The sequence below is a fragment of the Georgenia sp. G2120 genome (assembly GCF_055326485.1).
Map to the genome: position 1 here is coordinate 49,701 of NZ_JBUZNL010000008.1, position 13,510 is coordinate 63,210.

10 protein-coding genes are annotated in these 13,510 nt (G+C 74.0%); 4 read left to right on the forward strand and 6 right to left on the reverse strand.

Going from position 1 to position 13,510, the window contains the following annotated elements; genetic code table 11:
- Nucleotides 1–87: 87 nt before the first annotated feature.
- Genes infB through ACZLMO_RS10220 form a run of 4 tightly spaced genes read right to left on the reverse strand, consistent with a single transcriptional unit; the run spans nt 88 to nt 5,228 of the window.
- A complete protein-coding gene (gene infB / locus ACZLMO_RS10205; RefSeq protein ID WP_425712978.1) occupies nt 88–3,105 on the reverse strand; it encodes a translation initiation factor IF-2 in 3,018 nt (1,005 codons plus the stop codon).
- Nucleotides 3,106–3,162: 57 nt separating this feature from the next.
- Nucleotides 3,163–3,543, reverse strand: a complete 381-nt coding sequence (locus ACZLMO_RS10210; RefSeq protein ID WP_425712977.1) for a YlxR family protein — start codon at nt 3,541–3,543, stop codon at nt 3,163–3,165.
- A 47-nt stretch (nt 3,544–3,590) separates the two neighbouring features.
- On the reverse strand, nt 3,591–4,703 hold the full coding sequence (gene nusA, locus ACZLMO_RS10215; RefSeq protein ID WP_425712976.1) for a transcription termination factor NusA: 1,113 nt from the start codon (nt 4,701–4,703) through the stop codon (nt 3,591–3,593).
- 51 nt (nt 4,704–4,754) lie between these two features.
- Nucleotides 4,755–5,228 carry a ribosome maturation factor RimP gene (locus ACZLMO_RS10220; RefSeq protein ID WP_425712975.1) on the reverse strand — a complete coding sequence of 158 codons (474 nt, stop codon included), beginning with the start codon at nt 5,226–5,228 and terminating at the stop codon, nt 4,755–4,757.
- Between the two features lie 351 nt (nt 5,229–5,579).
- On the opposite strand from ACZLMO_RS10220, the gene ACZLMO_RS10225 reads away from it, so the two are divergent.
- Entirely contained in the window at nt 5,580–6,563 is a 984-nt protein-coding gene (locus tag ACZLMO_RS10225) for a hypothetical protein (RefSeq protein WP_425712974.1), read from the forward strand.
- Nucleotides 6,564–6,605: 42 nt separating this feature from the next.
- Here ACZLMO_RS10225 and ACZLMO_RS10230 read toward each other — a convergent pair whose 3' ends face one another.
- Nucleotides 6,606–8,390, reverse strand: a complete 1,785-nt coding sequence (locus tag ACZLMO_RS10230; RefSeq protein ID WP_425712973.1) for a proline--tRNA ligase — start codon at nt 8,388–8,390, stop codon at nt 6,606–6,608.
- A 42-nt stretch (nt 8,391–8,432) separates the two neighbouring features.
- Between ACZLMO_RS10230 and ACZLMO_RS10235 the strand changes: the two genes are divergently transcribed.
- The 3 genes from ACZLMO_RS10235 (at nt 8,433) to ACZLMO_RS10245 (ending at nt 12,556) form a co-directional block, all read left to right on the forward strand.
- Entirely contained in the window at nt 8,433–9,392 is a 960-nt protein-coding gene (locus ACZLMO_RS10235; RefSeq protein WP_425712972.1) for an NAD(P)H-dependent flavin oxidoreductase, read from the forward strand.
- 208 nt (nt 9,393–9,600) lie between these two features.
- Nucleotides 9,601–11,523: an immunoglobulin-like domain-containing protein gene (locus ACZLMO_RS10240; RefSeq protein WP_463653684.1), complete on the forward strand. Its 1,923-nt coding sequence runs from the start codon at nt 9,601–9,603 to the stop codon at nt 11,521–11,523.
- 244 nt (nt 11,524–11,767) lie between these two features.
- On the forward strand, nt 11,768–12,556 hold the full coding sequence (locus ACZLMO_RS10245) for an O-methyltransferase (protein ID WP_425712970.1): 789 nt from the start codon (nt 11,768–11,770) through the stop codon (nt 12,554–12,556).
- Between the two features lie 72 nt (nt 12,557–12,628).
- Here the strand turns inward: ACZLMO_RS10245 and ACZLMO_RS10250 are convergent, their stop codons facing one another.
- The gene (locus ACZLMO_RS10250) at nt 12,629–13,510 is read right to left on the reverse strand and encodes a GNAT family N-acetyltransferase (RefSeq protein WP_425712969.1); all 882 of its coding nucleotides are present in this window, start codon (nt 13,508–13,510) and stop codon (nt 12,629–12,631) included.

The following is a 13,510-nucleotide window of genomic DNA, read 5'->3' on the forward strand; positions in this document are numbered from 1 at the left end:
TTGGGGTTTGTTCCATCATCGTCGGGCCCCCACCACCCACCTCCCCCTCCCCCCCCCACCCCGCGGCGGAAGGATCGTCGGACACGATCAGGCGCGGGGCTTCTCCCGCATCTCGAACGTCTCGATGACGTCGCCCTCCTCGATGTCGCGGTAGCCGAGGTTGATACCGCACTCGAAGCCCTCGCGGACCTCGGTGACGTCGTCCTTCTCCCGGCGCAGCGAGTCGATCTTGAGGTCGCCCGCCACCACGACGCCGTCGCGGACGAGCCGCGCGGAGGCGTTGCGACGGATGAGGCCCGACCGGACGATCGAACCGGCGATGTTGCCGAACTTCGAGGAGCGGAACACCTGGCGGATCTCGGCGGTACCGAGCTCCACCTCCTCGTACTCCGGCTTGAGCATGCCCTTGAGCGCGCTCTCGACGTCCTCGATCGCGTCGTAGATGACCGAGTAGAACTTCATCTCGACGCCCTCGCGGTCGGCCAGCTCCGTGACCCGCTCGGCGGGACGCACGTTGAAGCCGACGATGACCGCGTTGTCGACGGTCGCGAGGTTGACGTCGTTCTGCGTGATCGCACCGACGCCGCGGTGGATGATGCGCAGCGCGACCTCGTCGCCGACGTCGATCTTGAGCAGCGAGTCCTCGAGCGCCTCGACGGCACCGGACACGTCGCCCTTGAGGATGAGGTTGAGGTGGTCGACCTTCCCCTCCTCGAGCGCCTTGGTGAAGTCCTCCAGCGAGATGCGCTTGCGGCGCTTCGCCAGGGTCGCGGCGCGCTCGGCGGCCTCACGCTTGTCGGCGATCTGCCGGGCGGTGCGGTCGTCGGGCGCGACGATGAACGTGTCACCGGCCCGCGGCACGGAGGCCAGGCCGAGGACCTGGACCGGCCGCGAGGGGCCGGCCTCCTTGACGTTCGCGCCGTGCTCGTCCTGCATCGCGCGGACGCGGCCGTGGGCCGTACCCGCGACGATCGAGTCGCCGACCTTGAGCGTGCCCGACTGGACGAGCACGGTCGCGACCGAGCCGCGCCCCTTGTCGAGGTTGGCCTCGATGGCCACGCCGCGCGCGTCCTTGTCCGGGTTCGCCGTCAGCTCGAGGGCGGCGTCCGCGGTGAGCAGGACCGCCTCGAGCAGGTCGTCGATGCCGGTGCGGTTCTTGGCCGAGACGTCGACGAACATCGTGTCGCCGCCGTACTCCTCCGCCACCAGGTTGTACTCGGTGAGCTGCTGCCGGATCTTCGCGGGGTTCGCCCCCTCGACGTCGATCTTGTTGACCGCCACCACGATCGGCACGCTGGCCGCCTGCGCGTGGTTGAGCGCCTCGATCGTCTGCGGCATGACGCCGTCGTCCGCGGCCACCACGAGGATCGCGATGTCCGTGACGTCGGCACCACGGGCACGCATGGCCGTGAAGGCCTCGTGACCCGGGGTGTCGATGAACGTCAGCGCGCGCTCCACGTCCTCGTGCTCGACGGAGACCTGGTACGCACCGATGTGCTGCGTGATGCCGCCGTGCTCGCCGGCGACCACGTCCGTGGACCGCACCGCGTCGAGCAGCTTGGTCTTTCCGTGGTCGACGTGACCCATGACGGTGACGACCGGCGGACGGGGGAACAGCTCCTCGTCGGTCTCGGCCTCGAGCTCGGCATCGAGGTCGATATCGAACTGCTCGAGCAGCTCGCGGTCCTCGTCCTCCGGCGACACGATCTCGATGACGTACCCGAGCTCCTCGCCGAGGACCTTGAACGTGTCCTCGTCGAGCGACTGGGTCGCCGTGGCCATCTCGCCCAGGTGGAACAGGACGGTGACGAGCGACGCCGGGTTGACGTCGATCTTGTCGGCGAAGTCGGACAGCGAGGCGCCGGCCCGGATGCGGACGACGGTCGAGCCGTCGCCGCGCGGGACCTGGACGCCGCCGAGCGACGGCGCGCTCTGCTGCTCGAACTCCTGGCGCTTCGCGCGCTTCGACTTCCGTCCGCGCACGGGACGGCCGCCGGAGCGACCGAACGCACCCTGGGTCGCCCCACGACCGCCACGACCGCGGAACGCACCGCCGCCGGGACCGCCGCCGGAGCCACCGGGACCACCCGGGCCGCCGCCCGGTCGACCGCCGCCGCCGGGACGACCGCGACCGCCGGGACGCTGGTTCGCCCCCGGACGGCCGACGCTCGACTGGCCGGGCATCATGTTCGGGTTCGGGCGCGGGCCGCCGCCGGGCCGCGGGCCGGGCGTGGCACCCGGGCGAGGACCGCCGGAGCCGCCCGGGCGGGGCATTCCCTGCGACGACGCGAACGGGTTGTTGCCCGGACGCGGCGCACCGGGGCGCGGACCGCCCGAGCCGCCGGAGCCGCCCGACCGGGGCATGCCCTGCGACGACGCGAACGGGTTGTTGCCCGGACGCGGGGTCGACTCACGACCGCCGGAGCGGCCCTGGTCACGACCGCCACGGCCGGAGTCGCCGCGACCCGAGTCGCCGCGCGAGCCCTGGCCGGGACGTGCGCTCGCCGGGGTCGGCGCGGCCGACCTCGGGGTGGGCGCTGCCGCCTTCGGGGTCGGGGCCGCGGGCGTGGGTGCCGCCGGGGTCGGTGCCGCTGATGCCGGGGTCGGCGTGGCGGCGGGAGCCTCGGAGGCGGCGGAGCCCTGGTCGGACGACGCCGGGGCGTCACCCGCGGGGGCGGTCGGCGCCGGCGGCGCAGGGGCGGGCGTCGGGGCCGGGGTCGCCGCGGCGGCGGGAGCCGCCGGGGTCGCCTCGGTCGCCGGCGCGGCCGGGGTCGCCCCGGGGGTCGGAGCCTGCTCCGACCACGACGCCGGGGCGTCGCTCGTGGCCGGCTGCTCGGCGGGCGCGGCCGGGCGCGGGCCCGGCGTCGGGGCCTTGCCCGACGACGAGCCGCCCGAGCGGGCCGGGGACTTCGAGGCTGCCGGCGCCTTCTTCTTGGTCGCCGGCGGGTTGGCGTCGTAGTGCTCCTTCAGACGCCTGATGACTGGGGCCTCCACAGTGGAGGAGGCGGACTTGACGAACTCTCCCTGCTCTCGCAGCGTCGCCATGACCGTCTTGCTGTCGACGCCGAGCTCCTTCGCGAGCTCGTGAACGCGGACCTTGGCCACATCTCTCCTGTCTCGGACCGTCCCGGGACAGGGCGGACCGTGGTTATTGCTGGCAGCTCATCGCTGGGTACTCATCGGGTGCCCATCGGCTTCCAACCCGCTTTCATCTCGATCTGACCTCGACGACGGTGTGTCGTCGATCGTCGCGGCCGCGAACCAGCGCGTCACGTCACCGGTGTCCACCGGCCCCGCTGCACGCAGGGCCCGCGCGAACGCACGGCGGCGAACCGCCTGGTCCAGGCAGGCAGGCTCCGGATGGAGCCACGCCCCCCTGCCGGGTGCGGATGCCGACTCGTCCACCACCGCACGGGCGGGAGGGGCGAGCACGATCCGCACGAGGTGCGACCGGCCGGCGACGGCCCGGCAGCCGATGCAGGTGCGCATCGGGCCGTTCGGTCCGGCCCCGTCGGGGGCAGGGGTGCCGACGCCGTCGACCATCGTACCCTTTCCGCCGCTCGGCTCCGGGGCGAACCTCGTGGCGCCCCTCACCCGGCCTGCGTGCCGTCGTCCGGCACGGCGGACGTGCCGCCGGCGTCCGGGCTGGTAGGAGCGGCGGCAGAGGACGCGCCGGCGGGGCCGGTGGCGGGGTCCGTTGCGCTCGGCTCGCCGGCGCTGGTCGTGGGCTCGGCGGGGGCGGCGTCGGAGCGGATGTCGATGCGCCAGCCCGTCAGGCGCGCGGCGAGGCGGGCGTTCTGGCCCTCCTTGCCGATCGCGAGGGAGAGCTGGTAGTCCGGCACCACGACGCGGGCGGCGCGCGCGTCCGGATCGACCACCGTCACGCTCGCGACCTTGGCCGGCGAGAGCGCGAACCCGACGAACGTGGCCGGGTCCTCGGAGTAGTCGACGATGTCGATCTTCTCGCCGTGCAGCTCGCTCATCACGGCCCGCACGCGCGCGCCCATCGGGCCGATGCAGGCTCCCTTGGCGTTGAGCCCGGGCACGGTGGAGCGGACGGCGAGCTTCGTGCGGTGCCCGGCCTCGCGCGCGATCGACTCGATGACGACCGACCCGTCCGCGACCTCGGGGACCTCGAGCGCGAAGAGCTGACGCACGAGCTCGGGGTGCGTGCGCGAGAGCGTGATCTGCGGGCCACGCGCCCCGCGCGAGACGTCGACGACGTAGGCGCGCAGGCGGTCGTTGTGCTTGTAGGACTCCGTCGGAACCTGCTCGTGCTGCGGCAGCTCGGCCTCGACCTTGTCGGGCAGCTGGACGAGCACCTTCCGCGGGTCGCGGCCCTGCTGGACGATGCCCGAGAGCAGGCCGCCCGCCTTGTCCCGGTAGGACCCCATCACCTGGTCGTCCTCCGCGTCCCGCAGGCGCTGGACGATGACCGAGCGAGCGGTGGCGGTGGCGATGCGGCCGAAGCCCGACGGCGTGTCGTCGAACTCGCCCATCGCGTTGCCCTCCTCGTCCGTCTCGGTCGCGAGCACCGTGACGGTGCCCGTGCGGCGGTCGAGGTCGATCCGGGCCGGGCTCACCGCGCCGGGCGTGCGCTCGTAGGCACCGAGCAGCGCCTCCTCGATCGCGGCGACGAGGGTGTCGAGCGGGATGCCCCGGTCGGCCTCGACCATGCGCAGGGCCTGCATGTCGATGTCCATGGTGTCCTCTTTCTTCGGGCAGGTCGGCTCGCGGGCGGGGTCGGCTCGCGGTCAGGGCCGCGTGAGCTCGACCTCGACGCGGGCGCGGGTGACGTCGGCGAGCGGGACCTCGTGAGTCCCCTGCTCGTCGGTGAGCTGCAGGGTGTCGCCCTCGACGCCGGTGAGGCGCGCGGTGCGGCGCCCGTCGGCGGTCGTGAGGTCGAGCAGCCGCCCGACGGCGCGGCGGAAGTGCCGCGGCTCGGTCAGGGGGCGGTCGGTCCCGGGCGTGGAGACCTCGAGGGTGTAGGTGCCGTCGACGGCGTCGTGCTCGTCCATGGCGGCCGACACGGCGCGGGAGACGTCACCGATCTGGTCGGAGGTCACTCCCCCGGGCCCGTCGGGGAGGTCGACGGTGAGTCGGACGACCTTCCGGGTGCCGGTGCCGGCGACCTCGACGTCCTCGACGACGAGACCCGCCTGCTCGACGGCGCCCGAGGCCGCGGCGCGGACCCGGTCGGACGGTGTGCTGCTCGATGGGGTGGTCACGCGATCCTCCTCGTCGTCCCGGTTGGCTCCCCGGGGCAGTCCCCCAGACTACCGCCCGGGCCGCGCGGCCACGAGCCGGGTGGAGGCGTCGTGGAGCACACGCGCGGGTCGTGGCGGGTGCGGACGGCGCGTCGCTCGCGGCTGGTGGTTGGTGCGGGCAGCGCGTCGCTCGCGGCTGGTGGTTGGTGCGGGCGGTACGTCGCTCGCGGCTGGTGGTGGGTGCGGGCGGTGAGGCGCGAGTGGGTGGCGCGGGCCGTGCGTCGTTCGCGGGTGGCGCGGGCCGCTCGACGGAGACCGGCACGCCCCCTGAAAGCCGCCCGGCGCGCCGGCCACCTGACATGATGCGTCGCGATGACCACCTCGACCGTCGGCCACCGCCGCCTCCCCCGCCGCCGCTCCGTACGAGCGCTCGCGGCGATCGCCGTGGCCGGGGTCGCGCTCGCCGGCTGCAGCATCCGCATCGACTCCGACCCGGAGCCGCCGCCCGCCGCCACGGCGACGCAGCAGTGGCGCCAGGACGTGGCCGTCGAGACCGCCGGCCTCGCCGAGGCCGCGCGGACGCTCGCGGCCGACCCCTCGACGGACCCGGCCGTGGCCGAGGCCGTCGAGGGCGTGGCGGCCGACCTCGACGCCCAGGTCGAGGCGCTCGGCGGCGTGTGGGTGGCGTGGCCGGACGGGCCGCCCGAGGGGCAGACGAACGCGCCGCTGCCGGAGGCACCGGTGGTGGCCGACGTCACCGAGCTCCGCGGGCTCCTCAGCGCATCGGCGGACTCGACGATCGCCATCTTGGCCGACGTGCCCGCCGCCGAGCGCGACCTCGCGTCCGTGCTCGCCGCGACCGCCACCGGCCGCATCCTCGCCGCGCTCGAGCTCGAGCAGCACTCCGACGGCGGGACCCCCGTCGAGGTGACGCCGATGACGCCCGAGGTGGTCGCCGCCGTCGCCGACGGACCCACCGTTCTTGTCCTCGACCAGGCCCGCTACCTCGAGGAGATCCTCGCGGCGCGCGGGATGGCCGAGTCGGCGCCCGAGCGAGCCGACCAGCTGCAGGTGCTCGTCGACACCGCGATCGAGGCCGGTGCGCAGGACACCCGCGAGCCCGCCTACCCCTGGCCCGACGGCGACGCCGACGCCTTCCGTGCCGTCACCGAGGCGGACCTGCTCGACCAGTGGATCTTCCTCGCCGGCACCGCGCCGGCCGAGCAGCGCGGGGCACTCGTCGACGCCGCCGCCGACGCTGCGGTGCGACTGCAGGCCGCCGGGGTCGACCCGGGCGCGCTCCCCGGCCTGCCGGGCTCGGCGGGCGCGGAGTCGGCGAGCGAGTCCGCCACCTGATCGACGGGTGAGCCGCGCCTCGGTCAGGCGCGGCAGCGCGCCTCAGGCGACGACGCCGGCCGCACGGAGGCGGGCGAGCAGCTCGTCGGCGGCGGCCTCGGGCGCCAGCTCGACCCGCTCGCCGGTCGCGCGGTCCCGAACCTCGACCACGCCGTTCGCAAGCCCCCGGCCGACGACGAGCGCGTACGGCACCCCGATGAGCTCGGCATCGGCGAACTTCACCCCCGCCGAGACCTTCGGCCGGTCGTCGTAGAGCACCTCGGCGCCGGCCGCGTCGAGCCGGTCCGCCAGGTCGCGGGCGGCCTCGAAGATCTCCTCGCCCTTGCCCGTGGCGAGGACGTGGACGTGGAACGGTGCGACGTGCACGGGCCAGGCGAGTCCCTGCTCGTCGCTCGTCGACTCGGCGATGGCCGCGAGCGCGCGCGTGACACCGATGCCGTAGCTGCCCATCGTCGGCGTGACGGCCTTGCCGTTCTGGTCGAGCACGGTCAGCCCGAGCGCGTCCGCGTACTTCCGGCCGAGCGCGAAGATGTGCCCCATCTCCATCCCGCGGGCGAGCTCGAGCGGCCCGGTCCCGTCGGGTGCGGGGTCACCGGCGCGGACCTCGGCGATCTCGACGGTCCCGTCGGAGACGAAGTCCCGGCCGGCCACGAGCCCGACGACGTGGCGCCCGTCGACGTCGGCGCCCGTCGCCCACACCGAGCCGTCGACGACCCGCGGGTCGAGCAGGTAGCGCACGGCCGTCTCGTCGCCGCGCGCGTGCTCCGAGCGCGGCCCGATGTAGCCGCGGACGAGCTCGGGGTGTGCCTTGAGGTCGGCCTCGGTCGCCGTCTCCACCTCGGCCGGCGCGAACGCCACCTCCGCGCGGGCCGGGTCCATGGCCCGGTCCCCGGGCAGGCCGACGACGACGATCTCCCGCTCGCCGTCGGGGTGCGTGAGGGCCAGGACGAGGTTCTTCAGGGTGTCCGACGCCGCCCAGCCGCGGCCCTCCGCGTGCGGCACCTCGGCGTCGAGCGCGGCGACGAGGGTCTCGATCGTGTCGGCGCCCGGGGTGTCGACCGTGACCGGCGCGGGCGGCTCCTCGGCATGCTGAGGCAGCTCGGGGACCGGCGTCGTCACCGCCTCGACGTTGGCCGCGTACCCGCCGGGCGAGCGGACGAACGTGTCCTCGCCGACCGGCGTCGGGTGGAGGAACTCCTCCGAGCGCGAGCCGCCCATGGCCCCGGCGTCCGCGGCGACGACGACGACCTCGAGGCCGAGCCGCTCGAAGATCCTCAGGTAGGCCGCCCGGTAGAGGTCGTAGCTGGCGACCTGCGCGTCGTCGTCGAGGTCGAAGGAGTAGGCGTCCTTCATGACGAACTCGCGCCCGCGGACGATGCCGGCACGCGGGCGGGCCTCGTCGCGGTACTTCGTCTGGACCTGGAAGAGCTGCAGCGGCAGGTCCTTGTAGGACGAGACGAGGTCCTTGACCAGGAGGGTGAACATCTCCTCGTGGGTCGGCGCGAGCAGGTAGTCGTTCTCGCGGCGGTCCTTGAGGCGGAAGAGGTTGTCCCCGTACTCGGTCCAGCGGCCCGAGGCCTCGTAGGGCTCCTTGGGAAGCAGAGCCGGGAAGTGCACCTCCTGGGCGCCGATCGCCAGCATCTCCTCGCGCACGACCGCCTCGACCTTCGCGAGGACGCGCAGGCCGACCGGCAGCCACGTGTAGATGCCCGGGGCGGCACGGCGGATGTAGCCGGCGCGGACGAGCAGCCTGTGGGACGCGATCTCGGCGTCGGCGGGGTCCTCGCGCAGCGTGCGCAGGAAGAGGGAGGACATCGTGGAGAGCATGGTGGACAGGTTAGGCGGTCGCGGTCGGGCACGATGTCCCCCATGCGTACAGCGATCACCGACCTCCTCGGCATCGAGCACCCGGTCGTCCAGGGCGGGATGCAGTGGGTCTCGGTCGCCGAGCTCACCGCCGCCGTGTCGAACGCCGGCGGCCTCGGCGTCCTCGGGGCCCTCACGCAGCCGACCCCGGAGGACCTGCGCGCCGAGATCGCCCGCACGCGCGAGCTGACGGACAAGCCGTTCGGCGTCAACCTCACGTTCCTGCCGGCGATGACGCCGCCGCCGTACGCGGAGTACGTCAAGGTGATCATCGAGTCGGGCGTGCGCATCGTCGAGACCGCGGGCGCGAACCCGGGCGAGGCCGCGGCCGCCTTCAAGGCCGCGGGGATCACGCTCATCCACAAGTGCACGTCCGTCCGGCACGCGCTGTCCGCGCAGCGGTTCGGCGCCGACGTCATCACGATCGACGGCTTCGAGTGCGCCGGCCACCCCGGGGAGGACGACGTCGGCGGGCTCGTGCTCGTGCCCTCCGCCGTCGCCGCCCTCGACGTGCCGGTCCTCGCCTGCGGGGGCATCGCCGACGGGCGGGGGCTCGCCGCCGCCCGCGCGCTCGGTGCGGTCGGGGTGTCGATGGGGACGCGGTTCGTCGCGACCGCCGAGTCCCGCGTGCACGACGGGATCAAGCAGGCGATCGTCGACGGGACCGAGACCGGCACGCGCCTCGTGCTGCGCGAGCTGCGCAACACCTCGCGGATCGCGGACAACTCCGTGGCCCGCGAGGCGGCGGAGATCCTCGCCGGCGGCGGATCGTTCGAGGACGTCGCCCACCTCGTGTCCGGGGCCCGCGGGCGCGGGGCGCTCGAGTCCGGCGACCCCGAGGCCGGGGTGTGGACCGCCGGGCAGTCGATGGGGCTCATCCACGACGTGCCGACCTGCGGGGAGCTCGTGCCGAGGATCGTCGCCGAGGCCGAGGAGATCCTCGCGGGGCTCGCGCGGGGGTAGGCACGGCACGCGCGCGGTCGGGCATCGGGGGCTCGGCCCGGCAGTGACGCGCGGGTAGCCGCGGGTCGGGTGACACGGGCTGGGAGAGTCAGGGCGCGGTTCACCGGGACGTCGGCGATCCGTCACGTCCCGTTCGCCTCCGCCTGACAGCGTTCCGGTGATCGTTCCGGGCCCCCGGGTGATCGTCCTGCGCCCCCGGAGGAACCTCATGACCCCGCGCCGTCGTCACCTCGCCGCCGCTGCCGGCCTCGCCGCCGCACTGTCCCTCGGCCCGGCCCTCGCGGCGGGCGCCGCCGAGCCGACGCCCGACGCCGTCGAGAACGTGACGATGCTGGTCGGTGAGAGCGAGACCCAGCGCAACTTCTCGTGGCACTCCCGCGGCCTCGACCTCTCCCCCCAGTCGATCGTCATCGCACCGACGGCCGAGATGGACGAGACCGAGTTCCCGGCGGGAGCGCGGACGATCGAGCAGTCCACCGGCGGGCTCGCGGTCAACAAGCCCGGCTACACCTACCACCACGCCACCGTCGACGGGCTCGCCCCCTCGACCGGCTACACGTACCAGGTCGGCACCGAGGACGGCTGGTCCGAGCTGTACACGTTCACCACGGGGCCCGCGTCCGGGGACAGCGTCGACCTCGTCTACGTCGCCGACCCCCAGATCGGCACGACCGACCTCGAGGCCGAGCGCCTCCAGTGGATCGACACGCTCGACCAGGCGTGGGCCACGTACCCGGAGGCCGAGTTCCTGCTCTCCGGCGGCGACCAGGTGGACCGCGTCATCGCCGACGACGCCGAGTACGACGCCTTCCACGAGCCCGTCCAGCTCACGCAGTTCCCGCTGGCCACCACGCTCGGCAACCACGACGTCGCGCACTTCCTCACCTACGGGAACCACTTCAACCTCCCGCGGAACGGCGGACGGCCTGGCAGCGGCTTCAACTACCACTACACGTACAACGGGACGCTGTTCATCCACCTCAACAGCAACAACCTCATCCACGGCTCGCTCGTCGACTACGCGCGGGCGGCGATCGAGCAGAACCCGTCGCAGTGGGTCGTCGTCACGTTCCACCACTCGATCTACTCCGTCGCCACGCACGCCACGGACATCGACGCCGAGGACTTCGGCATCATCGACGGCCGCCGCACGGCGCTCTCCCAGGGAATGTCCGAGCTCGGGGTCGACCTCGTCCTGTCCGGCCACGACCACTACTACACGCGCACGCCGCTGATGAACCGGGGCGTGCCGGTCGGCGAGCCGGACGGTGACCCGACCGTCGGTCCCGACTTCCTCGCCCCGGGCGAGGGGGACGTCCTCTACGTCACCGGCACGACGGCGTCGGGCTCGAAGTTCTACGGGCGCAACGACGAGCTGCCCGAGCCCGCCGAGTGGGGCGAGGTCGAGAACTCGGAGAACGTGGCGAACTACAGCCACCTGAGCATCGACGAGTGCGCGATCACGGTGACGACGCACCGCGCGGAGGCCGCGACCAACGTGTCGACGGGCGCCTCCTTCCCGGACAACAGCGTGGTCGAAGAGGTCACCCTCAGCGGCGACGAGACCGCCCCCGCGATCGGCGCGCCCGCGCTCACCGTGACCGCCGGCGACCCGTGGGACGCGCTGACCGGCGTCCAGGTGACCGACAACTGCGACACGGTCGCGATCGAGCCCGAGGTCAGCGGCGTCATCGACACGACGACGCCCGGCGAGTACACGCTCACCTACACGGCGACCGACCGCTCCGGGAACAGCTCGAGCGTCGAGCGGACGGTGACGGTCGAGCCGGCGCCCGAGCCGACCGAGGAGCCAACGGAGGACCCGACCGGGTCGCCCACCGAGACCCCGACCGACGGCCCCGGCGAGACGCCGACGGACGGTCCGTCGGAGAGCCCGTCCGAGGCCCCGACGGACGGTGCGTCCGAGACCCCCTCCGACGACGACGAGCCCGGCCCCACCCAGGTCGCGGGTCCGATTGCCGGGAACGACGGCCGCGGCGGCGGGCGCCACGGCGGGGGCGGCGGGTCGCTGCCGGACACCGGGGCCACTGTCGGCGGCACGATCGCCGTGGCGGCCGTGCTCGCGCTCGCGGGCGGGGCGCTCTACGGGATCCGTCGCCGGATGGCCTGACGCGCGAGGCGGCGCGCTCACCCACCCGATCGTCGAGAGTGCGGGTGAGGGCAGTCGTCGGACGTCGCTCGCTCGTCGAGATTGCGGTTGGGAGCCGTCGTCGGAGGCCGCTCACTCGTCGAGAGTGCGGTTGGGAGCGTTCGTCGGAGGCCGCACACTCGTCGAGAGTGCGGTTGGGAGCCGTCGTCGGCAAGCCCGTTCGACGGCGGGCGTGAGGCTCGGGCGCACCGGTAGCGTCACGGTCATGACCGCGACGCCGAGCAGCTCCGGCCCCACGTCCGACGCCACCGACTCCGACGCCACCGACTCCGACGACACCGTGACCGACGCGTCCGCCTCCGACGCACCCCCGCCGCACCGCTACGCCTCCACCGCCGCGTGGCGCGAGGTGGACGAGTACTTCGAGCAGGCCCTCGCGATCGAGGACGACGCGCTCGTCCAGGCGCGCGAGTCGGGTGCGACGACGACGATGCCGAACGCCGAGGTCGCCCCCAACCAGGGCGCCTTCCTCGGGCTGCTCGCCTCGATGACGGGCGCGCTGCGCGTCCTCGAGATCGGCACGCTCGCCGGCTACTCGACGATCTGGTTCGCCCGCGCGGTGGGCCTGGCCGGCCGGGTCGTCACGCTCGAGCTCGAGCCGGCCAACGCGGCCGTCGCGCGGGAGAACCTCGAACGGGCCGGCGTCGCCGATCGCGTCGACGTGCTCGAGGGGCCGGCGGCCGACTCGCTCGAGCAGCTCGTCGCGGACCAGGTCGAGCCGTTCGACCTCGTGTTCATCGACGCGGACAAGCCGAGCAACCCGCTCTACCTCGCCGAGGCGATGCGGCTGACGCGACGCGGGTCCGTCGTCGTCGTCGACAACGTGGTGCGGGACGGCGCCGTCGCCGACCCCGACAGCACGGATCCGCGCGTCCGCGGGGTGCGCGACCTGGTGGCGGCGATCTCCCGGCACCCCGAGCTCGAGGCGACCGCGCTGCAGACCGTGGGCGTCAAGGGATGGGACGGACTGATCGTCGCGCGTCGCAGGGGCTGACCGGGCGCGCGTCTGCTCACTCGTCGGGCGGAAAAGCCGCTCACTCGTCGAGAGTGCGGGTGAGGGCCGCCGTCAGAGGACGACGGTGGCGTAGGTGCCCTCCTGGCGCATGCCGAGGCGGCGGTAGGTGGCCAGGCCGGCCGTGTTGTAGTCGTTGACGTAGAGGGAGACGGTGGGCGCGACGTCGGCGAGCACGTCGCGCACGACGGCGGCCATGCCCCGCGACCCGAGCCCCTGGCCGCGCCGGTCGGGCGCCACCCACACGCCCTGCACCTGGGCCACGCCGAGGGCGAGCGCCCCGACGTCGGCCTTGAAGACGACGCGCTCCTGCCCGGTCTCGGGGTGCGGCTCGGTGCGGATCCACGTCCGCCCCAGCGAGAGGAGCGAGCGCACGCGCCGGACGTAGCCGTTGCCGTAGCGGGTGGGGTCGTAGCCGACCTCCTCGATGAACATCGCCACCGACGCCGGTGCCACGATCGGCGCCTCGGCCACGGTCCCGCGCCGCACCTGCGGGTCCGGCTCGACCGTCGCGGGCGAGTCCATGACGAGCAGCGGCTGGTTCCCGCGGATCTCGCGCGGCCGCCCCCAGCGCTGCTCGAGGAAGGACCACAGCGAGAGGACCTGCTCCGCGTCGCCGAGCACGGAGCTCGAGGCACGGCCGTGGTCGGCGATCGTCTGCGCGATCGCGGGCCGCTGCTCGGCGGTGGTCCCGACCGGCACGATGTTCGCGCCGACCCAGGTGAGGGCCTCGAGCCCCTGCTCGCCGTCGATGCCGAGCATGCGGGAGCCGGGCGTCGAGGTGTCGAACCGGCCCCCCACCACCTGGACGGCGGCGAGCGTCGAGGTCAGCGGGTAGTGCGCGCACAGCTGCCCGGCATCGGCCGCACGCTCGTGGCCGAGGACGGAGACCGCGGCCGCCGCGTCACGCCGCGCGGAGGCCCGGAACAGCCGCAT